Origin of the sequence: Micromonospora sp. NBC_01740, assembly GCF_035920365.1 — a bacterium.
Taxonomy (GTDB): Bacteria; Actinomycetota; Actinomycetes; order Mycobacteriales; family Micromonosporaceae; genus Micromonospora; species Micromonospora reichwaldensis.
In genome coordinates this window covers 4,262,809-4,286,766 of sequence record NZ_CP109150.1, presented here as the reverse complement: position 1 = coordinate 4,286,766, position 23,958 = coordinate 4,262,809, and the positions used below count along the sequence as shown (strand labels likewise).

At 74.9% G+C, this 23,958-nt stretch carries 16 protein-coding genes; 4 read left to right on the top strand and 12 right to left on the bottom strand.

The features are described from left to right. Positions 1-81: 81 nt before the first annotated feature. Both OG989_RS19750 and OG989_RS19745 read left to right on the top strand, forming a co-directional pair. A complete protein-coding gene (locus OG989_RS19750; protein ID WP_327028008.1) occupies positions 82-2,151 on the top strand; it encodes a penicillin acylase family protein in 2,070 nt (689 codons plus the stop codon). Further along, a complete protein-coding gene (locus tag OG989_RS19745; protein ID WP_151455077.1) occupies positions 2,148-2,708 on the top strand; it encodes a GNAT family N-acetyltransferase in 561 nt (186 codons plus the stop codon). The genes OG989_RS19750 and OG989_RS19745 overlap by 4 nt, the downstream gene beginning before the upstream one ends. A gap of 368 nt (positions 2,709-3,076) precedes the next feature. Here OG989_RS19745 and OG989_RS19740 read toward each other — a convergent pair whose 3' ends face one another. Together OG989_RS19740 and OG989_RS19735 are read right to left on the bottom strand one after the other, a co-directional pair. Beyond that, complete coding sequence (locus tag OG989_RS19740) at positions 3,077-4,534, bottom strand: cellulase family glycosylhydrolase (RefSeq protein ID WP_327028006.1); 1,458 nt, start codon at positions 4,532-4,534, stop codon at positions 3,077-3,079. Between the two features lie 288 nt (positions 4,535-4,822). Then, positions 4,823-6,058 carry a S8 family peptidase gene (locus tag OG989_RS19735; RefSeq protein WP_327028005.1) on the bottom strand — a complete coding sequence of 412 codons (1,236 nt, stop codon included), beginning with the start codon at positions 6,056-6,058 and terminating at the stop codon, positions 4,823-4,825. Positions 6,059-6,327: 269 nt separating this feature from the next. Here OG989_RS19735 and OG989_RS19730 point away from each other — a divergent pair, with 269 nt between their 5' ends. After that, positions 6,328-7,422, top strand: coding sequence for a cellulose binding domain-containing protein (locus tag OG989_RS19730; RefSeq protein WP_327028003.1), 1,095 nt, complete (start codon positions 6,328-6,330; stop codon positions 7,420-7,422). 408 nt (positions 7,423-7,830) lie between these two features. Beyond that, on the top strand, positions 7,831-8,697 hold the full coding sequence (locus tag OG989_RS19725) for a hypothetical protein (protein WP_327028002.1): 867 nt from the start codon (positions 7,831-7,833) through the stop codon (positions 8,695-8,697). Positions 8,698-8,773: 76 nt separating this feature from the next. Here OG989_RS19725 and OG989_RS19720 read toward each other — a convergent pair whose 3' ends face one another. From OG989_RS19720 to OG989_RS19675, 10 genes are all read right to left on the bottom strand, one after another. Further along, positions 8,774-11,488, bottom strand: coding sequence for a hypothetical protein (locus OG989_RS19720; protein ID WP_327028001.1), 2,715 nt, complete (start codon positions 11,486-11,488; stop codon positions 8,774-8,776). A gap of 70 nt (positions 11,489-11,558) precedes the next feature. Then, positions 11,559-11,753 (bottom strand): thiomuracin/GE37468 family thiazolyl RiPP peptide, encoded by a 195-nt coding sequence (locus OG989_RS19715; protein ID WP_151456127.1) that lies wholly within the window; start codon positions 11,751-11,753, stop codon positions 11,559-11,561. A gap of 214 nt (positions 11,754-11,967) precedes the next feature. Next, on the bottom strand, positions 11,968-12,180 hold the full coding sequence (locus OG989_RS19710) for a thiomuracin/GE37468 family thiazolyl RiPP peptide (protein WP_192581497.1): 213 nt from the start codon (positions 12,178-12,180) through the stop codon (positions 11,968-11,970). A gap of 173 nt (positions 12,181-12,353) precedes the next feature. After that, positions 12,354-14,291: a TOMM precursor leader peptide-binding protein gene (locus tag OG989_RS19705; RefSeq protein WP_327027998.1), complete on the bottom strand. Its 1,938-nt coding sequence runs from the start codon at positions 14,289-14,291 to the stop codon at positions 12,354-12,356. Then, complete coding sequence (locus tag OG989_RS19700; protein WP_327027997.1) at positions 14,284-16,209, bottom strand: hypothetical protein; 1,926 nt, start codon at positions 16,207-16,209, stop codon at positions 14,284-14,286. Before OG989_RS19700 ends, OG989_RS19705 begins: the two co-directional genes overlap by 8 nt. A gap of 8 nt (positions 16,210-16,217) precedes the next feature. Next, positions 16,218-17,555 (bottom strand): SagB family peptide dehydrogenase, encoded by a 1,338-nt coding sequence (locus tag OG989_RS19695; RefSeq protein ID WP_327027995.1) that lies wholly within the window; start codon positions 17,553-17,555, stop codon positions 16,218-16,220. After that, on the bottom strand, positions 17,552-18,640 hold the full coding sequence (locus tag OG989_RS19690) for a thiopeptide maturation pyridine synthase (RefSeq protein ID WP_327027993.1): 1,089 nt from the start codon (positions 18,638-18,640) through the stop codon (positions 17,552-17,554). Before OG989_RS19690 ends, OG989_RS19695 begins: the two co-directional genes overlap by 4 nt. Next, entirely contained in the window at positions 18,637-19,560 is a 924-nt protein-coding gene (locus OG989_RS19685; protein ID WP_327027991.1) for a thiopeptide-type bacteriocin biosynthesis protein, read from the bottom strand. Before OG989_RS19685 ends, OG989_RS19690 begins: the two co-directional genes overlap by 4 nt. Next, positions 19,550-20,545 (bottom strand): ParB/RepB/Spo0J family partition protein, encoded by a 996-nt coding sequence (locus OG989_RS19680; RefSeq protein WP_327027990.1) that lies wholly within the window; start codon positions 20,543-20,545, stop codon positions 19,550-19,552. The genes OG989_RS19685 and OG989_RS19680 overlap by 11 nt, the downstream gene beginning before the upstream one ends. Positions 20,546-20,958: 413 nt before the next feature. Beyond that, entirely contained in the window at positions 20,959-23,901 is a 2,943-nt protein-coding gene (locus tag OG989_RS19675; RefSeq protein ID WP_327027988.1) for an AfsR/SARP family transcriptional regulator, read from the bottom strand. Positions 23,902-23,958: the final 57 nt, after the last annotated feature.

Sequence of the window (23,958 nt, the reverse complement as noted above, 5' to 3'; positions counted from 1 at the left end):
GTCTGCCTCAGTTAGGGGAGGGTAGCCTAAGTTGACATTCCTGTGGCAGGCGGGACGACCGCCCATCCGCCCGGCGCGACGATGACCGGCGTCCATCGCGACCGGTGGGGTGTGCCGCACCTGAGCGCCGACAGCGTCGACGGCCTCGCCCGGTTGCAGGGCCGGGTCGCCGCCGTCGACCGGGCCTGGCAGATCGAAGTGGAACGGTGGCGCTCGGAGGGCCGGCTCGCCGAGCACGTCGGCCCCGCCGAGCTGGGCTGGGACCGCTTCGCCCGCCGGGCCCGCCTCGACGACACCGCCCGGCGCTGCTACGAGCGGCTCACCCCCGCCACCCGGCAGTGGGTCGGCGCCTACGTCGACGGGGTCAACGAGGGACTCGCCGAGGGCGCCGCCGCGGCACCCGAGTTCGCGGCGGTCGGCTGCGCCCCGGGCCGGTGGCGGCCGTGGTCGCCGCTGGGGGTCTTCCTCGTCCAGCACGTGCTCTTCTCCACCTTCCCCAACAAGCTGTGGCACGCCCACGTCGCCGCCACCCTCGGCCCGTCCGCGACGGACCTGTTCGCCGTCGAGGGCCCCGACGGGTCGGGCAGCAACGCCTGGGCCGTGCCCGGCGACCCCGGTACCGGACGGGCGCCCGTCATCGCCGGCGACCCGCACCGCATCCTCGAACTGCCCGGCATCTACCACCAGATGCGCCTGGCCTGCCCCGAGTTCGACGTGTTCGGCTTCGCGTTCCCCGGCGTGCCCGGCCTCCCCCACTTCGGACACGCCGGCGAGGTCGCCTGGGCCGTCACCAACGCGATGGCCGACTACCAGGACCTCTACCGCGAACAGCTGCGCCGCGACGGCGACCGGGTGCTGGTCCGCGAGGCGGACGGCTGGGTGCCGGCGCACCGGCACGTCGAGCGGATCGAGGTCCGCGGCGGCGAACCGGAGTCCGTCGAGGTGATCGAGACGCCGCGCGGGCCGGTCGTCGACCACGACCGGAACACCGGCGAGGCGATCAGCCTGCGTACCCCCAGCCGGGTCGAGGAGCGCCTGGGCTTCGACGCGCTGCTGCCGCTGCTGCGCGCCCGCAGCGCCGACGACGTCGCCGACGCGCTGCGCGACTGGGTCGAGCCGGTCAACAGCGTCCTGGTCGCCGACCGGCGCGGAACGGTCCACCAGTTGGTCGCCGGCCTCGTCCCGCTCCGCGACGACCGGTGCCGCCGGGAGCCGGTGCCCGGCGACGATCCCCGGTACCGGTGGCAGGGCGGCTACGCCGAGCCGAGCCGCACCGCCGTCGACGGGTTCGCGGTCTGCGCCAACGACCGCCGCCCCGACGTGGCGGACCTCGGCACCGGCTTCGCCCCGCCGCACCGGGCCCGCCGCATCCGCGCCCTGCTCGCCGACGGCGCCCGGGCGGAGGCCGTACACATGGACACCCGGCTGGCGGCCGGGGCGCTGCGCGGCCTGCTCGACCGGGTCGACCCCGGCGGGCTCAGCGGGCCGGCCCGGCGGCTGCGGGACCGGCTGACCACGTGGGACGGGGACATGCGGGCCGACAGCGCCGACGCCGGCGCCTGGGCCGCCTGGCGCGCGGCCCTGGCCCGCAGGTTGTACGACCACCCGTGCCTGCGTCCGCTGCGCGACGCCCCGAGCGCGTTCGACGGCCTGTTCGCGCCGTGGACCGACCCGCTGTCCCGCATCGGCCACGCCCTGGAGGGGGTGGCCACCGGGCTGCACCGCCTCGGCGGCGAGATCGGTCCCGTGGCGGCCGGGGCGCTCGAGGACGTCGCGGCGGGCGACCCGCCGGGGCCGTGGGGCCGGCGGCACGTGCTGCACCCCGTCCACCTCGGCGTGGCGGCGGCCACCGACGAGGCGGTACGGGGCATGCGGGAGCGGGTCGAGCTGGCCGGCGACGCCGACTGCGTGCTGGCCACGTCGAGCGTGCCCGGCGTGTCCGACGCGTGCTGGCGGGGCCCGGTGGCCCGCTACGTGTGGGACCTGACCGACCCCGCCGAGAGCCGCTGGATCGTCCCCTTCGGCGCGTCCGGGCGCCCCGGCGACCCGCACTTCGAGGACCAACTGCCACTGTGGGCCGGCGGCGAGCTGGTTCCGGTGGTCACCGACTGGCGAGAACTCACCCCAGAACCAGGAGACGCGACACCGTGACATATCAGGAGAACATCCCCGGCTTCGGCGAGCTGTCGCTCGTCGCGCTGGACCCGAAGGCCCACGCGGAGCTGGTGCACGGCTGGGTGACCGAGCCCCGGGCGGCGTTCTGGGGCATGGGTTCGCACTCGGTCGACGAGGTGCGGGAGATCTACGAGTTCGTCGACGGCCTCGACACCCACCACGCGTACCTGGTCATGCTCGACGACGCGCCGATCGGCCTGTTCCAGACCTACCAGCCGGAGGCGGACCCGGTCGGCGAGCGCTACACCGTGCGGCCCGGCGACGTCGGCATGCACCTGCTGCTCGCCCCCGGGAGGCGCCCGCCGAAGGGCCTCACCACCGCCATCGGACCCGCCCTCGCCCGCTACCTGTTCGCCGACCCCACCCGGCTCCGGATCGTCGTCGAGCCCGACGTCCGCAACGAGCGCGCGCTCGACCGGCTGCGGCGGGAGGGCTTCACCTTCGCCGACGAGATCGACATGCCCGACAAGCGGGCCCAGCTGGCGTTCCTCACCCGGGAGCGGTTCGAGGCGGACCACGCCGTGCCGGCCTGAGGGCGCGGTGCGACCGGCCGGCTGCGGTCGGTCACGCGAGCGCCGGCCCGGTGACGGGCGGTTCCGCGCTCCGCGCTGCGCGCTGCGGTGTGGCCGCCGAGCCGGTCCGCGGCGGAAGGGTCGCGCGACGCTGTCGAGCTGAGTCGTCTGTGACATCAGGCGGTTTCCGGGCGACGGAGGCGGCGGGCAGCGGGCGGCGGGCGGCGGGCGGCGGGCGGCGGGCGGCGGGCGGCGGGCGGCGGTGAATCGTCCACGACATCAGCTCGACAGGCCCCGCGGGCGGGTCCTCCGCCGGCCGGCGCCCCGTTCGTTCAAGGGAGCACGGCGAGGCCCCGCCGGGTGTGGCAGGGCCTCGCGTGGGAACGGGATCAGGCGGTGGGGAAGTTGTCCGGCGTACGGATGCGGTCCCGGATCAGGGCGCCCGACTCGGTGAGCACGCCCGGGCCGGTGTAGGTGCTCCCGGCACAGGTGCCCGGCCGCAGCGCGGCGCTGCCCTCGGCCTTGTCCGAGTAGGTCCAGTTCGCGTAGCTGATCTTCAGGCGGTCCAGCAGGTCGAGCCAGGCGTTGCTGCTGGCGGCGTCGACCCCACCGTCACCGGTGTAGTCCACCGTGCCGAACTCGGTGACGAACAGCGGCAACCGGGCGGCGGCCCGCTCCACCTCGGCCCGGTAGTTGTCCCGGTGGGACGCGGCGTAGAAGTGGAACGTGTACATCACGTTGGTCGCGTTCACCGGGTTGTTGATGACCTCGTTGGCGTTGGAGCCGTCGGAGACGCCCAGCGAGGACCAGCCGCGGGTGCCGACCACGACCACCGCGTCCGGGTCGTTGGCGCGGATCACCGGAATGACCTGCTCGGCGTAGCTCTTGATGGTCGCCCAGCTGACGCCGTTGGGCTCGTTGGCGATCTCGTAGATGACGTTCTTCTTGGCGGCGTTGCGGGCGGAGACGGCGGCGAAGAAGGTCTTGGCCCGGGCGAGGTTGTGCATCGGGTCGCCCGGCGTCAGGGTGTGGAAGTCGATCAGCGCGTACATGCCGCGCTGCTCGGCCTCGTCGACCAGGGTGTTGACCCGGTTGGTGAAGCCGGCCGGGTCGGTCTCGTAGCCGTCCTCCTGGACGTACATGGCGATCCGCAGCAGGTCGGCCCGCCAGTCGTCGGCGAGCGCGTCGAGCGAGGCGTCGTTGAGGCAGTTGGCGAACCACTGGATGCCGTGGGTGCTCATGCCGCGCAACTGGATCGGCTTGCCGTACTGGTTGCACAGGTTGGCCCCGCACACCCGCAGCTGGCCGTTGATCGCGACCGGCGTCTGACCGCCCGGCGGCGGGGTCGTCGGCGGCGGGGTCGTGGGCGGCGGGGTCGTCGGCGGCGGCGTGGTGGGGGCCGGCGGGGTGGTCGGCGTGGTCGCGCCCGTGCAGGCGGTGCCGTTGAGGGTGAACGCCGTCGGCGCGGGGTTGGCGGCGCTCCACGTGCCGTTGAACCCGATGCTGGTCGACGCACCGGTCGCCAGCGCGCCGTTCCAGCTCACGTTGCGCGCGGTGACGGCGGCGCCGGCCTGGCTCCAGGTCGCCGACCAGCCCTGGCCGACCCGTTGGCCGGCGTCGGGGAAGGCGAAGCCGAGCGTCCAGCCGTCGACCGCGTCGCCCAGGTTCTTGATCGTGATGTTGGCGGTGAAGCCGCCGGACCAGCTGCTGGTGGTGTAGGTGACGGCGCAGCCGGTGGCGGCCTGGGCGCTGGCGACCGGGACCGCGGCCGACGCCGCGACGGTCAGCGCGCCGACCGCGCCGGCCATGACCAGGGTGCGCCGGGACGGGCGCGGTAGGAGCTTCATGCGGGTGCCTTCGCTTCCGATCGGTGGTGGGGGTGCCGGCAGCGCAGGGCGGCGGGACGCCACGTCCGCCCGACGGGTACGGCAGTTCGTACGCCGACGGCCCGCAGGCGGGCCGTCGGGCCGGGAGCCTCGCGACAGATCCCCGCCCACGGGCCCGGGAGCGCTCCCACTGACGGCAGCTTAGGCGCGCCCCGGGCTCCCCGCAACATGGACATCCGTCGACGTCTTCCGCACGCGCGCCGGCCCCGGGGCGCGGACGCCCCGGGGCCGGTGTGCCGACGGTGTTGGTCAGAAGGTGGGAGCCAGGTAGAGCAGGCGGTTCGGCGAACCGGTGCCCGGGTTGGTGATCACGTTCGGGGTGGCCTGGCTGACGATGTACGAGTGCACCTGGGCGGGCGTCCAGCTCGGGTTGACGCTGAGCACCCGGGCAGCCGCGCCGGCGACGTGCGGCGAGGCCATCGAGGTGCCGCTGATGGACGAGGTGGCGGTGTCGCTGGTGGACCAGGCCGACAGCACGCCCACGCCGGGGGCGAACAGGTCGGTGCAGGTGCCGTAGTTGGAGAACGACGCGCGGGCGTCGTTGCTCTGCGAGGCGTTGACGGTCAGCGCCGTCGGCACGGAGGCCGGCGAGAAGTTGCAGGCGTTGGCGTTCGAGTTGCCGGAGGCCACGGCGTAGGTGATGCCGTCGGCGATCGAGTTCGCCACGGCGGTGTTCAGGGCGGCGTTGGTCGAACCGCCGAGGCTCATGTTCGCCACCGCCGGCTGGCCCGCCTGGTGGTTCGAGGTCACCCAGTTGATGCCGGCGATGACCTGCGCCCAGGTGCCGCTGCCCTGGCAGTTCAGCACGCGGACGGCCACCAGCCGGACGTCCTTCGCCACGCCGTAGGTGTTGCCGCCGACGGTGCCCGCGACGTGGGTGCCGTGGCCGTTGCAGTCGGCGGCCGGCAGCGCGTTGTCGATCGCGTCGTAGCCGTCGACGGCCTGACCGGCGAAGTCGACGTGGGTGGTCCGGATGCCGGTGTCGATGATGTACGCCGTCACGCCGGTGCCGCTGCTGTTCCAGGTGTAGGTGCGGCTCAGCGGGAGGTTCCGCTGGTCGATGCGGTCCAGGCCCCATGGCGGGTTGTTCTGGGTGGCCGTCGTCGTCACGGTGTGGTTCTGCTCGACGTAGGCGACGTCGGGGTGCGCGGCGAGGCGCTTGGCGGCCCGCTCGGAGAGCTTCGCCTCGAAGCCGTTGAGCGCGTCACCGTAGACGTGCCCGACGCTGCCGCCGAAGCGGGCGGCGAGGGAGCCCGCCGTGCTCTTCACCTCACCCTGCCGGGTGCCGGCGCGACCGCCGACACTGGTGTCCTTGAGTACCACGATGTAGCTGTCGGCCACGGCGGTCGCGCCACCGGCGCTGAGGATCTCGCCGGTGGCCGAGGCCGCCGCCGGCGCGCCGATCATGGTGGTGACCATGGCGGCGCTGGCGAACACGCTGGCCGCAGCGGCGAGGGTCCGCCGATGAGTGCGAGGGAGTGACATCTCCCGGTCCTCCTACTGTGGTGGCCCCCGGGTGGCTCGTGGCACACCCGACAGGCGGTCTGGACGATGGACAAACCTTAGCCGCCACATTCATGATCGTAAATTTTGTTGATGTTCACGATATGAGGAAGATGTTGAGAAGCACTGGTCGTGAATGCCTTGCGTGAAACGGGATTCCATTGAGATACGTCGACTTTGCTGGTTGACTGTCGGGGGAGCACCGGGCCGTCACACACCGCACCTCGACCTGTGACAGGAGTTCCTCCACCATGCTCCGAAGGCCCCTGCTCCACGCCCTGCTCGCCGCTCTGGCGGCGATCCCCCTCACCCTCGCCGCCGGGCTCACCGCCCCTTCCCCCGCGCTGCCGGCGGTCGCCGCGCCCGCACGGGTGATGCCGCTGGGCGACTCGATCACCGGGTCCCCCGGCTGCTGGCGCTCCGTGCTCTGGAACCGCCTCCAGGCCACCGGCCACACCGACGTCGACTTCGTCGGGACGCTCGGCCCGCAGGGCTGCGGCCAGCCCCACGACGGCGACAACGAGGGGCACGGCGGCTACCTGGTGACCAACGTGGCCAACCAGAACCTGCTGCCGGGCTGGCTCGCCGCCACCCGGCCCGACATCGTCCTGATGCACTTCGGCACCAACGACGTGTGGAGCAACATCCCGCCCGCCACGATCCTCGCCGCGTACGGCAGGCTGGTGGACCAGATGCGGGCCAGCAACCCGGCGATGAGGGTCCTCGTCGCGAAGATCATCCCCATGGCGCCGCCCACGTGCCCGGAGTGCGGCCAGCGGGTGACGGCCCTCAACGGCGCGATCGACGGCTGGGCGGCGGCGACCGGCACCCCCGCCTCGCCGGTGGTGGTGGTCGACCAGTGGACCGGGTTCAGCACGGCCACCGACACCTACGACGGCGTACACCCGAACGCGGCCGGCGACCAGAAGATGGCCGACCGCTGGTACCCGGCCCTGGCCGCGGCGCTGGGCGGCGTCACTCCGACGCCCACCGCCAGCCCGACGCCCACCGCCAGCCCGACGCCGACGCCCACCGGCCCGGCTGACGGCTGCGCCGCGAGCTATCGGGTGGTGGGCCAGTGGCAGGGCGGCTTCCAGGGCGAGGTGACGGTACGTAACTCCGGCGCCGCGCCGATCTCCGGATGGACCGTCCGCTTCGCGTTCACCGACGGTCAGCGGATCAGCCAGTCCTGGAACACCCGGCTGACGCAGGACGGGGCCGAGGTCACCGCCCGCCACGTGGACTGGAACGGCGCCCTCGCCCCCGGCGCGCAGGCCACCTTCGGCTTCCTCGGCAGCACCACCGGGGGCGCCGCCACGACGACGGTGACCTGCGCGCCCGCCTGACATCCGCCCCTCACCAGCACGGCACCGGCGCGGTCGGCCCGGACGCCCAGAGCAGGCGTCCGGGCCAGCGGTCGCGGTCTTCCTAGCGGAATGTCGGCTACATCTCGGCTCACGAATGAGTGATGTTGGTCACACCACCGCCTTGGACCCGCCCATCGGTCCGCACCCGGGGCCGCACAACGGAATTCCCTTCCGGCGGCCCGGATCCACACGGTCCGCGACCCCCGGATCTGTGGGCATCTCGCCACGTACTGGCCCGTAACTCGTACGTAGAGTCACGCGTGACGCCGTCGGTACCGAACTGTGCCTCTATCGAATTCAGCCGCCCATCGTCACGGTTTGCGGCGCTCACTACCCTGATCCCTGATCCCGTGCCTGGGCACACGTCGACAGCGATAAGGGCTTCACATGAGCGACAGTTACCCTCCGTACGGAGGGCAGCAGCCGGACCCGAACGTCACCCCCTGGAGCGGGCCGCCGGCCCCGCAGCAGGGCGGGTACCCGGGTTACGGGCAGCCAGCGCAGGCGCCGCAGTTCGGCGCTCCCTTCCCGCCGCCGAAGAAGTCGAACAAGGGCCTGGTCATCGGACTGGTCGCCGGCGCGGTGGTCCTCGTGCTCGCCATCTGCGGCGCCGGCATCGGCCTCGTCCTGGTCAACGGTGACGACGACGAGCCCACCATCGTCGCGACCGGCGGTCCCAGCCCCGACGCCGGCACCAGCAGCACGCCGGGCACGGACGCCTCCCCCACCCCCGGGCAGCAGGAGACGCAGGAGCCGAACAACAACGCGGTCACCGCCCGCTACTCCAGCGACCTGTCCAACGTCTGCGACGGCGGCCAGATCCTGAACGCGGCCACCTACAACGGCCCGTCCGGCGCCAAGGCGTACACGTTCTCGAACAACCCCGACCGGCCGAACTTCTGGTCGTCGAAGTCGGTCGCCTCGAACAAGCCGTACTACGCCAAGAGCGCCGACTTCCAGACGGTGTCCGTGGTCGGCTGCCTCAAGTTCGTCGAGGGCAGCGAGGGCGCGCCGAAGAAGTGCCAGTACAAGGACAGCGCCGGCAAGCAGGTCACCATCGACTACATCTCGTCGCGCTACACCCTGACCTTCTACGCCGCGAAGACCGCCGAGAAGATCGGCGACGGCGGCACCGTCAACGCCCCGGCGGCGCGCTGCCCGAGCTTCATCTCGTACAACAAGACCACCATGAAGTCGCACGCGGCGCCGGACTCCGGCAGCATCGAGGCCGCCCTGGACAAGTTCCTGTCCTGAGCGGCACGGTCGACGGTGGGGAGGGACGGATCACCGTCCCTCCCCACCGTCGTCTCCGCGCCGGGACGAGCCCTCGTCAGTCCGCGCCGGCGACGTCGAGGACCAGCTCGCTGACGTGATGCTCCGGGCCGGTGCCCGGCGCCAGCGGGTCGGGCAGCGCCTCGTCGAAGGAGATCCCGGTGGTACCGGGCCGACGGACCGCGGCGACGAGACCCTGGACCAGGAACCAGCTGTCGAAGTCGAGATAGATCGGCTTGTGCCACTTGTTTCCTGCCCAGTAGGCCCCGGCCGGTCCGACCGGCGGGAGGGGCTCGACGCCGGAGTCGTCGCGGGAGACCCGGAAGAAGACCCGCCGGGGCAGCTGCTCCGCCCGCCGCCACTCCGCCAGCCGCAGCAGGAAGCGGCCGTCGCTCTCGTGGGGCTGCGGCACGGGTACGCGGGCGGCGGCCAGATGGATCCGGGAGCGGCGGAGGGTGAGCCGGCCCGCGACGAGCCGGGGCCAGTCCCGCCGCCCGTCCCCGGTGTCCACGGTCCGCACCCCGGCGACCGGCGGCACGGGCAGATGCGACGGAAGCTCGCCGGAGAGCGTCGTCAGCAGTTGGGCGAACATCGGCAGGTAGGCCGAGGCCCCCATGCCGGTGTGCACGACGCGCACGAAGCGCTGGTGCGCCACCGACCAGAGCGCGAGCAGCCCGGTCTCCTCCTCGTGCCGCACGACCAGGTCACCGACCGCCAGCCGTCGGGGCGCGCCCGGCCCGGGCGGCAGGTACGGGACGTCGACGATCTCGTACGGCAGCCGGGGACGGTGGTCGTTGATCGACATCCCGAACCGGTTGCGTAGGCCGGCGTAGATCGGGCCGCTGCCCTCGTCGGCGATCAGCCCCGCCCCGGGCACACCGACGAGGTGATCGATGCGGGCCCGCAGCGAACCGAAGCCCGTCCGGACCGAGTTGACCACCGCCCTGGGTCCGCCGGCGTCCTCGCCTGTGGGCTGGAGCAGCACGCCGATCGAGCGCAGTGGCGGAACCCAGGCGGGGTAGGCCGCAGCGGCCTCCCGCAGCACCCGCGGCTCGACGTCCACCTGCGTCCGGGCCACGCCCGGCTCGCCGGACGCCAGCGGGAAGGGGGCGAGGGCACCGGCGGCGGAGCGCAGCACGCCGCCCAGGCGTCGCACCGACGCGAACGGGCTCTCCCCCCGCCAGGAGGGCATCGTCGGGGCGAGCCAGCGACGCAGCTCCCCGCCGGCCTCACCGTCGGCGCCGAGGGCCGCCTGGAATTCGCGGTAGACCTCGAGCACCGGCACGGCTCCCCGGGCGGCGACGCGGTCACCGAGGATCTCGGTGAGCGCCAGCCTGACCGGGAGCAGGGGCGACCAGGGGGCGAGCCACCGCCGCAGCGCGTCGAGGTCGTCGAGGACGGGTTGCCAGGCGGCGACGGAACAGGTCCCCAGCGGCTCCGCCGAGACGACCGTGTCGCGCACGTGGAGGCCGGCGACACTGGTGAACACCGCCCGGCGCCGGTCGTCCGCGCCAACGTGCGCCGTGAGCCCGTGCACCCGGGCGACCAGCCCGGCGCGGTGGTCACCGTAGGCCACCGGGTCGTCGGCGGACGGCCGTACCGACAAGGCCTCGGTGAGGGCGGTCAGGTCGGCGGCCAGGGCGGCGCCGGCATGCTCGTCCGTGGCGCCGGCATGCTCGCCGGCGGCGCGGCCGGCGAGGCGGTCGGCGAGCCAGTCGGCCGGCGCGGCGGGCACGTCCTCGATGCGCGCGACCGGCAGGGCCCGCACGACGAGGCCGTTGCGGAACAGGTGGTCGAGGAAGGTGTCGACCTGCTCGTGCAGGCGGGCGTCGCCGTCGGCGAGGCGGTTCCGCAGCTCCCTGCGGGGCAGCCCGTGCGGTTCGGGGCCGAGCAACGAGAACAGTCTCCGCACCGACGGGCGGGCGGGCACGGCGCAGAGTGCCTCCGAGCCTGCGGAGGGGAGGTAGAGGACGTGCTCGTCGGCGACGTGGGCGGTCGGGTTGAGCGTCAGTGGCGCCTCGTCCCGCACGGCGGGGTGCCCGACGACGAGGTGGGCGATCTCCTCGCGCAGGTGGGCGTAGGACAACTCGAACGCGCCGCGACCGGCTCCCGGCCGGACGGCCAGGGCGGGACCGCCCGGGACCCACTCGACCGGCCCGCTGGTCAGGAAGGCACTGAGCGGGCTGGTCTTCGCCGACGCGCGGGCCAGGTAGCGGGCGACGCTCAGCGTGGTCCTGGCCCGGGGGATCCGGTGCGGCTGACCGATCCACTTCTCCAGCTCGGCGGCGAGGGTCGGGCTCGTGCCCCCGAGCGCGACCCGGAAGCTCGGGTCGGTGGCGGCCTTCACCAGGACGGCCCGCCGCTGCTCGTGCTCGGCGGCGAGGAGCCCGTCGACGGCCTCCTCGGCGGCCCCGACCGCCACGAGGTCGACCGACCAGCGCGAGACCGCCTCCGCGAGTGCCGCCGGCAGGTGGCCGGCGACCTCGGGCGTCCACTCCCGGCCGGCCGGGCGCCGGCCGGCGTGCAGGGCGCGGCGCAGGCCGACGATCCGCGGTCGCAGGGGGGACCCGGCCGGAAGCTGACCGACCATCGCGTGCAGCGCGTCGGCGAGGTCCCGGCCCCGCCGGGCGATGTCGGCCCGCAGTCGTACGGCCTCGTCGACCCCCCGCGCCGTGCGGGGGAACCGCAACGCGTCGAGGACGGCGACCGGCAGCGCGGCGCGGCGCAGGACCGCGGGCGTCCGCGCCGGCACCGACGCCGCGCGCCGGCTCACCGCGACTCCCGCCGAACGGTGCCGGGAATGGCTCCAGGCCGGCGAGGGGCCGCCGCGATACGTGCCGTCATCAGTAGTGGAAGTAGCACGCGGAACCGCAACTGCATCCCGAGACGACCGGGGAAAGGTGCCCGGAGGCGCCGTGCTCGGGCATACCGTGCCCGGCGGTCAGGGATTCCACCTCCAGCCCCTCGATCGACAGTTCGAAGACGTCGACCGGCAGGTCGCTGATCGCGAAATTCGGGCCGCTCATCTCTTTCTTCATCTTGCCTCCACCTATTTTTTTCCGGCCACGACGGGCCCCGGCCCGGCGAGGGTGACACGAACCCTCCGGGGCGTCCAGCAACGATGTTGAACACCCCCGGCGGGCACCGGCGGAACGGGTCCGGCCGAGCGAGACTCCCGCCCGACCGGACCCGCCTCAGCGCGTCACCGGCGGTCTGTCGGTGTACCGCCGACGACGCGTCGACGCGATGCCGTCACCAGACCTCGTGACACGAGCCCGAGCTGCACGCGCACTGTCCGCAGCTGCACGCCAGCACCATGGAGTTGCACGCGTTCGATCCGCCGTGCTCCACCATGCCGTGACCGGCGGTCAGCGACTCGACCTCCAGCCCGGCGGTCGACAGTTCGAAGACGTCCACCGGCAGGTCGCTGATCGCGAACTCCGGCGAGTGCTCGTTCATCGCCATTTCATTCTCCTTTCCCACTTCCGGGAATCCGTAGCGGATTCCGGTGCGCACATCCTGGCAGCCGATCTCACGGTCGTCCATGCGCGCGTTGAACGCCGGAAGGAAACCGCCGGGCACGCCGAAGAAAGGGCCCCCGATATCGAATGGGAGCCCTTCCAGGGTGATTCCGGCCGTCAGGGAAAGGGGTGCGGATGCGGGTTGATGTCGGCGTCGGCGAGGAGCTTGTCCGTGAGCCCCCACCGGCGGCGGGCCTCCCGCAGGCGCGGCAGGTCCGTCCGGCGGTAGCGGTGGCCGAAGGTCATCGACAGCGTGCCCGGGACGAGGACCTTCGCCGCGTGCAGGCCCGTGTGCCGCAACTCCTCCGGCGTCTGGTCGAAGACGACAACGTCCATCCCGAGCCGGACGTACCGGTCGACGACGGCGCGCGTCAACGCCCCGATGTCGTCGTGGTCGAAGTCGCCGGTGTCGACGCCGACCGCGCCGAGGCCCCGGGTGGGCGTACGTCCGGTGAGGAACGACAGCCGCGACGCGGCCCGCGGGTCGTAGTAGAGCACCTGGTGGTCCTCCATCTCCCGCACCGCCGAGGGGTCGTCGACCATGCGGGCCGCCCGCGCCAGGACGTCCGGATCGGCGGACTGCCGCACGGCCCCGATCAGGGTGCCGCCGAGCTCCGCCAGCGCGGCCCGGGTCGCCCGTTCGCCGCTCACGTGGGCGCCCGCCGTGCAGACCAGCGCCGCGCCGGCGGACCCGGCCGGGGCGGTGGCCAGCGCCCACACCGCCGGGATGCCCTGTTCGGCCGTCATGTCGAACAGCCGGATCCGGTAGCCGGTCTCCGCCCGCAGCGACGCCACCTGCAACGCCGCCTCGACGTCCAGCGTGCCGAGGTCCATCTCGGGCAGGGGCAGCCGCGCGTACCAGGCCAGCAGGAAGGCGTCGCGCTCGGCGACCTCCAGCGTCCCGTAGAGGACGGCCTCCTCCAGGCTGCTGCCCAGGGCGCAGCCGTTGGAGATCTCGTAGACGAAGCCGTGGCCGTCCGGCCCGTGCGGGTAGTTGCCGTAGTAGGCGAGCGTCTCGGGGACGAGCAGGGGACTCTGCCGCAGGAACGACCAGCCCCAGGTCCAGCGGTAGGCGCGATCCGGGTCGAAGGGCTCGAACACGACGTCGGGTTCGGCGTACGCCTCGGCCGGGTGCAACCCGAGGGTACGCGGGTCCAGCGCCCGGTCCGCGAGGTCGTGGTACGAGCCCACCACGACCGACCGGCGGTCCCCCGGCACGGCCGAGAAGCGTTCCAGGGCCTCCAGCAGGGCGGTGGTCCGGCTCGCCCGGCGTTGCGGCGCCCGTCCGTAGCCGTTACGTTCGCCGACGCTGCCCGCCAGCTCCGCCACGGTGACGGTCTGCCCGCCGAGGGTGTGGTCGGCGAGCTTGCGCACGATCCCGGTACGCGGGTCGACGTAGGTGTCCACCAGGGCGTCCAGCTCGGCGACGAGGTCGCGACCCCGGGGGCTGCCCGGCCGGTGGGTCGGGATCACCCGCCGGTCGGCGAGCGCGTGGTCCGGCTCGTCGACCCACTCCGGCCCGCACACCTCGCACCGGGGGTACGGCAGCATCCGGTGCACCGTGACCGTCAGCTCGCGCAGGTCGACCTCCACGATCGCGGCGCGGCTGCGCGGCACCCGCCCCTCGGCGTGGGCGCGCAGGTCGTCGGCGACCAGCGCCGCCGCCACGGTGGCGGCCTCGCGGGTGAGCAGCGGGGACGGCTCGGCCAGCCGCGCGGCGTGCCGGTGCCGGACCTCGCTCTCGCCGCGCTGCGTGGGGTTGGCCAGCCCTCGACGCCGCTCGGCGCAGCGGGCGCAGCCCCGTTCCCCGGCGACCTCCCACGGCCCGATGACGAGCCGGTCCAGCTCGGCCCGGACCGGCAGGACCGGTCCGGACGCCCGCCGCCGCAGCTCGTCGGTGACCAGGGGCACCCAGCCGTCCGCGGTGACGACGACCGGCCCGGCCGGCAGCCACTCGTCCGGTCCGGCCACCCGGGGCGTCACCCCGGCGCCGGCGGCGACCGCCTCCGCGATCAGCCCGGCACCGAGCACCGACACCGTCGTCCGGTCAGCCATTGACGATCACCACCTTCAACGGGTTGGCGGCGATCGCGGCGACCGCCGGGTCGTGGTCGAGCGGCACGACGACCGCGCGTCGTCCGATCGCGGCGAGGCCGGCCACGGCGGCGGCGACGTCGAATCCGGCGTCCACCGGCGCCGGCGTCCCCGCGCGGGTCGCGGCGGCGGCCGGTGGCCGGTAGCCGCCACCGTGGACCAGTCGCTGCACCACGAACGTCACCTCCAGCAGCCCTCGCCGCCAGGCGTCCACCCCGGCGCCGCTGGTGCGGGCCACCGTGACGCCGTCGCGCCGGAAGGAGAGGACGCTGACGCCGTGCCGACCGCCGTGGTCGTGCACCTGCGGCACCTCACCGAACTCCGTCAGGAGCGTGAGGCACCGCCGGCCGACGTCGTCGAGGTCCGTCGCCTCGACCCGGACGGGACGCCCCGCCGCGTCGGCGATCAGCGCGGGGTCGTACGACCAGTGGCTGGCCAGGCCGCGGGCGACCGCCGCGTCCCACGAGGGCCCGAAGCCCTCGCCGAGCCCGACCGGTGCCGCCACGGCGACCGCCAGCCGGGTGAAGACCGTGGCGACGGGCACCGGCAGCACGGTCCCGCTGGCGAGGTCGAGCCCGTACACGTGGCCGTCCGGCAGCCCCGCGCGGAGCAGCCGGTGCAGGTCGTCCGCCTCGGCGTCGCCGGGCGCGAGCGGGCGGCCGGCCCCGTCGACCAGCCGGCGCGGGTCGACCATCAGGCCGGCGTACCGGGTCAGGGCGCGCCGGGCCGCCTCGACGCGGGCGGTCGGATAGTCGAAGGCCACGGCGCGGACCGCCGCGCCGGCGGCGTCGCACCCCAGCCCCCGGGCCAGCGGGTCGCGGGCCTGCGCCCGCGCGACCGTGAGCGGGCTCTGCGCGACGGCGTCGTCGGACAGGTACCGGAAGGGGCCGAGGGTGTCGTCGGCCGCGCGCACGGCGGACGTGGAGAAGTCACGGTCGGCGACGGCCGGCGACCCGCGCAGCGCGGCGACCCGGGCGAGGAAGCCGTCGGGGTCGGGCGCGGCGACGGGGGCGCAGAACGGGTGCGGCAGGCAGTGCAGCCGGCGGGTGGCCAGGTCGGGGCCGAGCCGGGTGAGCTTCCCGGCCCGCCGCGGTGCGCCGGTGTCGGTGGCCCACCCGAACGCGGCGCGGACGAGTTGGGCGACCGCCACCGTCCGGTGCACCTCGGCGATCGGGGCCGCCGTCTGCGGGGCCTCGGGCAGCCGGGCCAGCAGCGAGGACGGCGCCGGGGCGGCGTCCCCGCCGGAGCCGGGTGGCAGCACCGGCGTCAGCCACACGTCCGCCCCGTCGAGCAGGGCGTACGCGGCGGCCGCGCCCCGCCACCGGGCCAGCCGCTCGATCCGCCGGTGGCTCTCCCCGTCGGCGGCGCCGGTCACGTGCAGCAGCAGGTCGACCGGAAGGTCGTCGGCGGGCGGGTCGGCGGCGGGGTGCGTGCGCACGTCGGCGGCGCCGCAGCGGCGCAGCGCGTCCGCGACCGCCGTCGACCAGTCGTCGTCGGCGACCACCACGACGGCGAGCCGACGGAACCGGGCCAGCGCGGCCTCGGCGGGTACGCCGTGGGCATCCAGGTAGGACAGCTCGGCGACGTCGGCGCTCGGCGGGTCCGCGATCGCCCGGGCGTCGCCGTCCGGCACCTCCCGGACCACGCCGGCCTCGCGCAGCCTGGTGATCAGCGACGTCGCCATCGCGGCGTGCGCCTCGGGCAGCCCCGAGGTGATCTCCTCGACGGAGAACCGCCCGTCCAGCCGGGGCGCCAGCGCCTCGATCCAGCGGGCGACGGACGGGCCGGTCAGCGAGACCGGTCCGTCCAGCGTCAGGATGTGCGCCCCGGAGGGGGTCGGTGCCACGTAGACGTGGTCGCGTAGCCGTAGTTTCCGCACACGGGCTCCTATCGCGGTGACTGGGCGACGGTGCCCAGGGTGAACTCGCCGACGACGTCCTCGACGAGCGGGTCGACGCCGGTGAGGTGGGTGAAGGCGTGCGGCGCCCCGGCGCCGAGAGCGCAGCCGCCGAGCCCCATGGCGGTCGCCGCGAGGTACATCGTCTGGACGAGCACGCCGAGGTTCTTGAGCGCGAGCGCGTACGCCAGGCCCTCGTACTTCCACATCAGCCGGCCGAACCGGGCGGTGACGACGAGCAGCGCCTGCGGGGTGCGCTCGGCCCCTGCGCTGTCCCGGGCCGCGTGCAGCAGCTGGCGGGAGGCGCCGTCGGGCGGCCGGACCAGGCCGAGCGCGTGGTCGTGCCCGTCGTAGTGGTAGGTGCCCGCCGCCAACCCCGCCACCCGGTCGGCGACCACGTACACCTCCAGCTCGTGCAGGCCACCACCGCTGGGGTACGGGCGGGCGCGCAGCTCCACGCCGTCCAGGTCACCCACGAGGACGGTCCGCGCGCAACGGAACAGGAACTCGCCGAGCTGGTCGAGGGTGATCGGCCGCCCGTCGTGGTGTTCGCGCGCGGAGCGGCGCGCCTCCAGGACGGCCGTCAGGGTCGGGTCGTCGCGCCGCAGCCGCTCCAGGTCGGGGCGGGGCAGCGCGACGACAGGCCGGTGCGCGGAGGGCCGGGCGGGCGGTGGCGGCGCGTACGCCCGACCCCAGTAGGTGGCCCCGTAGCGCTGCCCGACGCCGATGCCCCGGCTGCGCCGGTGGAACTCCAGGTCCACCGGCGACCACTGCCGGACGTGGAAGTCGTGGTCCTCGTCGCCGGCCACCGCGAGGCCGGCCCAGCACAGGTCGCGCCGCAACCGCTGCCACGCGGCGGCGTCCACGCCGGGTGCGGGCCGCTCCGTCGCGGGGTGGGCCAGCACGGCGGCCGTCGCCGGCTCGCGCACGAGCACCTCGGCCCACGCGCGAGGCGAGGTGACCCGCAGCCCGCCGTCGGGCGCGGCGACGATCGAGGTGAACCGGGACAGCCGCAGCCCCGGCGGCACGCCGTCCGGCTCCGGCCGGTCGGGGCGCTGCCGCGGGTCCAGGGTGTGCACGGGGCCGCCGGGGCCGTGGGCCGTCACCCGCAGCCAGCCCTCGCGGCGCAGCCGGGCGAGCAGCGGGGCGGTGGACGGGGCGAGCGCGTCGGCCCGCTGCTCCGCCGCCGCCAGCGCGCGCACCACAACGACCTCCTGCGCGGTCACCGGCTCGTGGTCGGGCAGCCCGACCAGGTGCGTGCCCGCGGCGGTACGCACCACGGACACCCCGGCGCGCAGCCGCAGCGTCTCCCACCGGTCCTGGCTCACGCCGGCGCGCCCAACGCCCGGACCACGTCCACGGCGGTGCGGCCGGCCCGGGCCTCCGCCGCGCCGGCGACCAGGTGGCAGAGGAAGTAGCGGTTCTCGGGACTCAGTCCCATCCTGGTGAACTGCAGGTACATCAGGTTCAGCGAGAGCCGGAAGAGCGCGAACTCCACGGACGGCCGCACCACGGTGAGCCAGTGCTCGTTCTCGGCGAGGGCGCGGTGGAACGGGCTGAGCTCACGGAACCGGGTCCGCACCTCGTCGGTCGTTGCACTGCCGTCCACGCCTACGCCGAGCGGCAGCAGGCCCCGCTCGTGCAGCCTGCGGCCCCGCGCCTGGTAGCGCTCCAGCACCGCGACGAACGACGCCGGGCCGTACGGGGCCGACGCGTCGCCCCCGGCCAGGACGGCGGCGAGGCGGGCCTCCAGCGCCGCCGCGTTCGCCCGGTGGTGCCCGTCCCACGCCCGGCGCCGTCGCTCGCCGTCGGGGGCCTGGGCCAGGTGCGCCTCGGCGTGGGAACGGTAGCTGAGGTGTCCCGCTCCGGGGCCGTCGATCCCGGGCCTGATCAGCGCGACCATGGTGTCGAAGACCGCCGCGTGCAGGTTCCCGCCGGCCACCACGTCGGCGAGCACCGCGAAGGCGTGGTCGTTCGTGTCGGTCAGGAAGTCCGCCGTCAACGCCGACGCCTCGGCGGTGCCGTGCACCGCCACCCGGTCGTCGTAGCGGTCGACGTGCCACGAGTTGTCGGGACGCCACGGCGTCAGTGGACCGTCCTCCAGTTCGAGCCGGGCCAGCCGGCGGTGCAGGGGCAGCACCGCCTCGACGTCGACCTCGCCCGTCGGCAGCCCCGGCAGGTACGGCTCGAGCACCGACGCGGTGAGCGGGACGACGACCTCGCGCAGGGCCCGGTCGTCGGCGTCGACGTGCAGCCGGACGTGCGGCCCCTGGCGCCAGTGCCGGGTGAACCAGCTGCGGTGGCCGTGGACGGCGAGCTCGCGGGACAGGGGCCGGACGGCCTCGACGATCAGCCGGTCGGTCGCCGTCCCGTGGTGGTGCACGTGGATGCTCTGCCACGACGTCGCGGTCACGCCGGTCTCCCCTGGGTCGTGCGGTCGGCGAACGCGCGGTCGACGAGATGCCGCAACTCCCGCTCCCCGGCCACGGCCACGCCGAGGCGGTTGCAGGTCAGGTGGGCGCAGGTGTCGACGACGCGCCACCGGAGGGCCGGGTCCCCGATCCGCGCGGCCAGGGTGGCGATCGCCCCGGCCCACGTGCCGAGGGTGCCGGTCGGCCTGTCGGGCGGCGCCTGGGCGAACAGCCGCATCCGGTCGACCAGTTCACCCAGCACGTGCCGCTGCCGGTGGTAGCGCTCCGCCACGGCGCTCGACGGGGTGCCGCCGCTGACGGCCGTCAAGGCGACGCCGTCCGCCGGCAGCGGAGCGACCGTGGGGCAGAGCCACCTGCTCAGCGCCAGCACCGCGAACGCCGCCGTGGTGCGCTGGTTCGCGGTCGCGCCGGCGGCCAGCAGCCGCAGGACGGTGTCGCTGCACGTGACGAAGTGGTCCTCGGCGGCGTGCAACGAGGCACCCGTGCCGTACCGGTGCGTCTCGGGCCGGTACGGCACGTGCGCGAAGGAGTTGTTCGGCCGACGGATCCGCTCGTAGTCGGCCATGCCCTCCGCCACCGCCAGACCCGGCGCGTACCGGGCGTACTCCTCCTGGGTGAGCAGCGCCGGGGCCGGACGGCGGACGAGGAAGGCCGCGGCCTGGTGCTCGACGATGGCGCGCACGTCGTCCTCCCGCCCGGACCTGGGGAGGATCCGGATCCGCAGGTGCGGCCCGCCCTCCCAGTACCGCAGGAAGAACGTCCCGACCGAGGCATGTTCCGCGTCGAGCCGGGTCCGCAGCGCCGCGACCAGGTCGGTGACGACGACGTCGAGGTCGCCGTCGTGGAACACGTGCAGGCTCGTCCACTGCCGGGGCGCCGGCGCCGCCCGGTCATCCCGCATGCGCCGTACGCTCCTGATCGGCGAGGTGCTCGGCGAACGCCCGCCAGCTTCCGGCGCAGGCCACCGCGACGGCGTGCAGGGAGCCGCGGCAGTGGCCCGGCACCGCCTCGGCGATGAGTTCCGCCCGGGGGGCGAAGGCGAGCGTCGCGGACGCCAGCCGGAGCAGCGCCCGGCCCTGGTCCGTGTAGCGCAGCGACGGGTCCCGCGCGAGCACCGCCAGCCGTTCCCGGACGGCGGAGGCCGGCTCGGTTCCCGGGCGCGCGGGTCCCACCGGTGCGGCGGTCGGCGCCGGATGCGCGTCGGCGGCGTCGCCCGCGGCGAGCTTGCGGCGCACGTCGAACGCCGTCCCCACGGAGATGCCGGTGCGCCGCGCCACCTCGCGCAGGCTGACGTCGGGATGCCGCCGCATGATCTCCGCGGCCAGCCGCCGGCCGGCCGCCGCGGAGACCGGGTGGGAGCGGCCGTCGCGCCCCAGCCGGGCGTTCAGCCGACCATCGTCGTCGGTTGAACCCCGCCGCAGGGCGGCGACGGTCCGCGGGGCCACCCGGCACACCGAGGCGATCCACCGGTCCGACCAGTGTGGATGGGTGGCGAGGATGCGCCGCGCCGCCGCGGCGCGGTCCTGCGCCGGCAGCGGCATGCCGTGTGCGGCGTTGAGCCGCACCGCCGCCACGAAGGCGTCCGCGTCCGAGCCGTCGAAGTACACGACAGGCACGGTCCGTTCGCCTCGGGCGCGGACGGCCGCGAGCCGGTGCGAACCGTCGATCACCCGTCGCGACGACCGGTGCACCACGATCGGCGGAAGGTCGTCGGTGAGACCGGCGAGCCGCTGGACGTGCGCCGGGCTGACCCCGGTGAGGCGGGGCGACAGCCCGTCGCGCAGCGACTCGACCTCCGCCTGCTCGACCTCTCCCGACCTGACGGCGAAGAGGTCCGCCGAACGGCCCGCTCCCCCGTCGTGCCCGCGTTCTGGCTGTCCCGACATCGACGTCGCTCCGATTTCCTCGTCCTCGGCGGCTGGACGGCGGAACGATACGGCGGGCGACGTACAGGCTCCGTACACGCGAGGTACAGCCGCCGGCCGGACGGGTCCGGAGCGGCGTCGCGTTGTCGGCCGGCGCGGCCCGCCCGCCCCCGCCCGGCCGACGTCCTCGCCCCGGTGACCGGCGACGTCCCCGCCGCGACTGCCCGGGACCGGCATGTACCCGCCTTGTATCCGCGCGCCCGGCCCGGTCGGGCCCGGCGGCCCGGTCGTCCCACCGATCTCCGCGCCACCCGTGCCCTGCGCGGGCCCGCCGTTCAGCCGATCGGCTCACGCGCCCGCACGGCGACCGCCTGGCGCAGCGGAGCGCGGGAGGCCGGCACCCGCCACCCGCGGAGCGGTCGGCTCCCGCAGGCTCAGAGTCGGCCGAAGTGGTCGGCGTACTGCGGATCCCGGTAGCCGGACAGCGGACCGAGCAGGTCCCGCGCCTCGGTCTCCAGGATGGACGCGGCGCTGCGGTCCCCGGCCGCGCGGGCGATCCGGCCCTGTGCCTGCCGCGCGACGGCCCGCAGGTAGCGGTCGCCGATCCGGACGGCCACCGTCCCCGCCTCGTCGGCGTCGCGGGCGGCGGCGGCGTGGTCGGCGAGCCCGAGGTGGGCCGCCGCGCGGGACAGCAACGCCTCGCAGCGCGACGGCAGGTCCTCGGACCACTCGGCGATGGCCATCGCCTCGTCGAGGCACTCGCGGGCCTCCGACCACTGCCCGGTACGGCACAGCAGTTGGCCCCGTGCGCCGAGGGCGGCGCCCCGCAGGCCGACGGCGTCGACGTCGCGGGCGATGCGCAGCGCCTCCTCGACGTCCGCGAGCGCCTCCTTCTCGGCTCCCGCCGACAGGCGAACCGGGGCGGAACTGCTCAGGGCCGCGCCGATCATGAGCAGTTGGCCCGACTCCCGGCGCAGCGCGAGCGCCTCGTCGTGGTGGCGGAGCGCAAGCGGCACGTCGCCCATCCGGTGGCGCAGGTTGCCGAGCGCCTCCAGGCAGATGGAGATCTGCTCCCGGTCCCCGAGCGGCCGGAGCAGCTCGAGGCAGCGCAGCAGATCCGCTTCGACCACCGACGGTTCGGCGCTGCCCGTGTGCAACGTCGCCCGGTAGAACAGCGCGGCGCAGTGTTCGAGCGTGAGGCCGAGCCGCCCGGTGGTGGCGACCGCGCCGTCGACCAGGGTGAGCGCCTCCTGGCGGTAGCCGTACCGCCGCAACGCGGCGACGCTCGCCCAGGCCAGCGCGGCGGCGAGCGTCGCGGTGCCGGTGGTGGAGGTGGACGCCTGCCGGAAGGCGGCCAGGACGTTGAGGTGTTCCTCGGCCAGCCACCGCGCCGCCTGCGCGGGGCTCTCCGGCAGGTCCTGCCAGGCGGGTCGGTCCTGGTCGCCGACGCCGGTCGGGGCCCACCCGCACGCCGGTGTCCCCGCCGGTCCGAAACAGTGTCCGGCGTTGGTCATCCGCTCGAGTTCCCGGGCGCCCTGCACGTACGTCTCCAGCAGCCGCCGCAGCCCGGCCTCCCGGTCGTCCGCCGGCTCGTCCTCGGCCCGTTCGACGGCGTACAGCCGGACCAGGTCGTGGATGCCGTAGACGCCCGGTTCCCGGGGCTCCACCAGGCGCTCGTCGGCGAGCCGTTCCAGGAGACTCTCGGCGAGCGCGGGCGGCTCGCCGAGGAGGGCGGCGACGGCGCGGGCGGTGACGGTCGGCAGGCGGGTGCTGCCGACCAGCCGGAAGGCCCGGGCGCAGAGCTGCCCCCGGGCGCCGCCGTCGGACAGGGCGGCGTAGGTGAGCGCGATGGACGGCCGGACACTGAGGTCGTCGAACTCCAGCTCGCTGAGGCGCAGCCCGGGATCGGCGAGGCGCTCCACCAGACGGGCGATCGGCCACTCCGGCCGGCTGGCCAGGCGGGCGCCGACGATCCGGATCGCCAGCGGCAGCATGCCGCAGAGTTCCACCAGGCGGGCGGCCGCGTCCGGCTCGGCCGCCACCCGGTCGGCGCCGCACTCGCCCGCGAGCAGCCCGACCGCCTCCGTGCGGGACAGCAGCCCCACGGCCAGGTGTCGGCCGTTGGGCAGCGTCGCGAGCATCCGCCGGCTCGTCACCACGACACCGCAGGAACCGTCCGCCGGCAGAAGTGCCCTGACCTGGGCGGCGTCCCGGGCGTTGTCGAGGACGACGAGCACGCCGCGGCCCGCGATCTCGGACCGGTAGGCGACGGTGGCCTCGCCGACGTCGGACGGCACCGCACCGCCCGGCATGCCGAGCGCGCGGAGGAACCGGCCGAGGACGTCGACCGGCCTCAGGGGCGGCAGGTCGGCGTCCGCACCCTGCAGGTCCACGTAGAGCGTGCCGCCCGGGTACCGGTCGGCGAGCTGGTGCGCGATCCGGACGGCCAGCGCCGACTTGCCGGCCCCTCCCGGGCCGTGCAGGGCGACGACCGCGCTCGTCGCGGATCCGCCGAGCCAGCCGCACACGGCGTCGATCTCGGCCCGCCGGCCGACGAAGGTGTCGACGGCGGGAGGCAGTCCGCGGACCACGATCCGCGCGGGCGGCGGGCGCTGCGGCTCGCCGACCAGGTGCGGGCGGTGGTCGAGGATGTCGCGGTAGAGCGCCTCCAGCGAGGGGCTGGGATCGATGCCGAGCTGGTCGGCCAGCATCCGCCGGGCCCGCAGGTACGCGTCGACGGCACCGGCCACGTCGCCCGTACGGTAGAGCGCGGTCATCAGCTGACCCCAGCCGCGTTGCCGCAGCGGGTGGGTCTCGACGTGCTCGCGCAGCCGACCGACCAGTTCGGCGGAGGCGCCCAGGTCGAGTTTGGCCTGGACGTGTTCCTCCTCGACCATGAGGCGCTGCTCGTGCAGGCGCGTCAGGCGTGCCGCCATCGCGCGGGGCAGCGGCAGCCCGGCGAGCGGCGAGTCGCGCCAGAGGGTGAGCGCGTGGGCCAGACTCGCCTCGGCCTGCCGCAGGTCGCCCCGGGCACGGGCGTCGCGGCCCTGTTGCGCCGACTCCTCGAACTCGTCGAGGTCGCGCTCACCCGGGCGCACCGCGAGCAGGTAGCCGCCGGTGCCGGTGTGCAGCCGGCTCGCGCCGTCCGGCTGGTCGCGCAGCGCCTGGCGCAGCCCGTGGGCGTACGTCCTCAGGTTGGCCGCCGCGGAGGCGGGCCGCGGCTCGTCCCACAGCGTCTCGGCGAGGTGTTCGGTGTGCAGCACCTCGTTCGGGTCCAGCAGCAGGGTGGCGCAGAGTAGCCGTTGCTTCACCGTGCCGAGCGGCACGGGCCGGTCGTCGACCTGCACCTCGAGCGGTCCCAGAAGCTGGAATCGCATGCCGGACATCCGGCATTTCTACCACAGGGACACGCCGGCTTCCGATCGTCGCCCGCC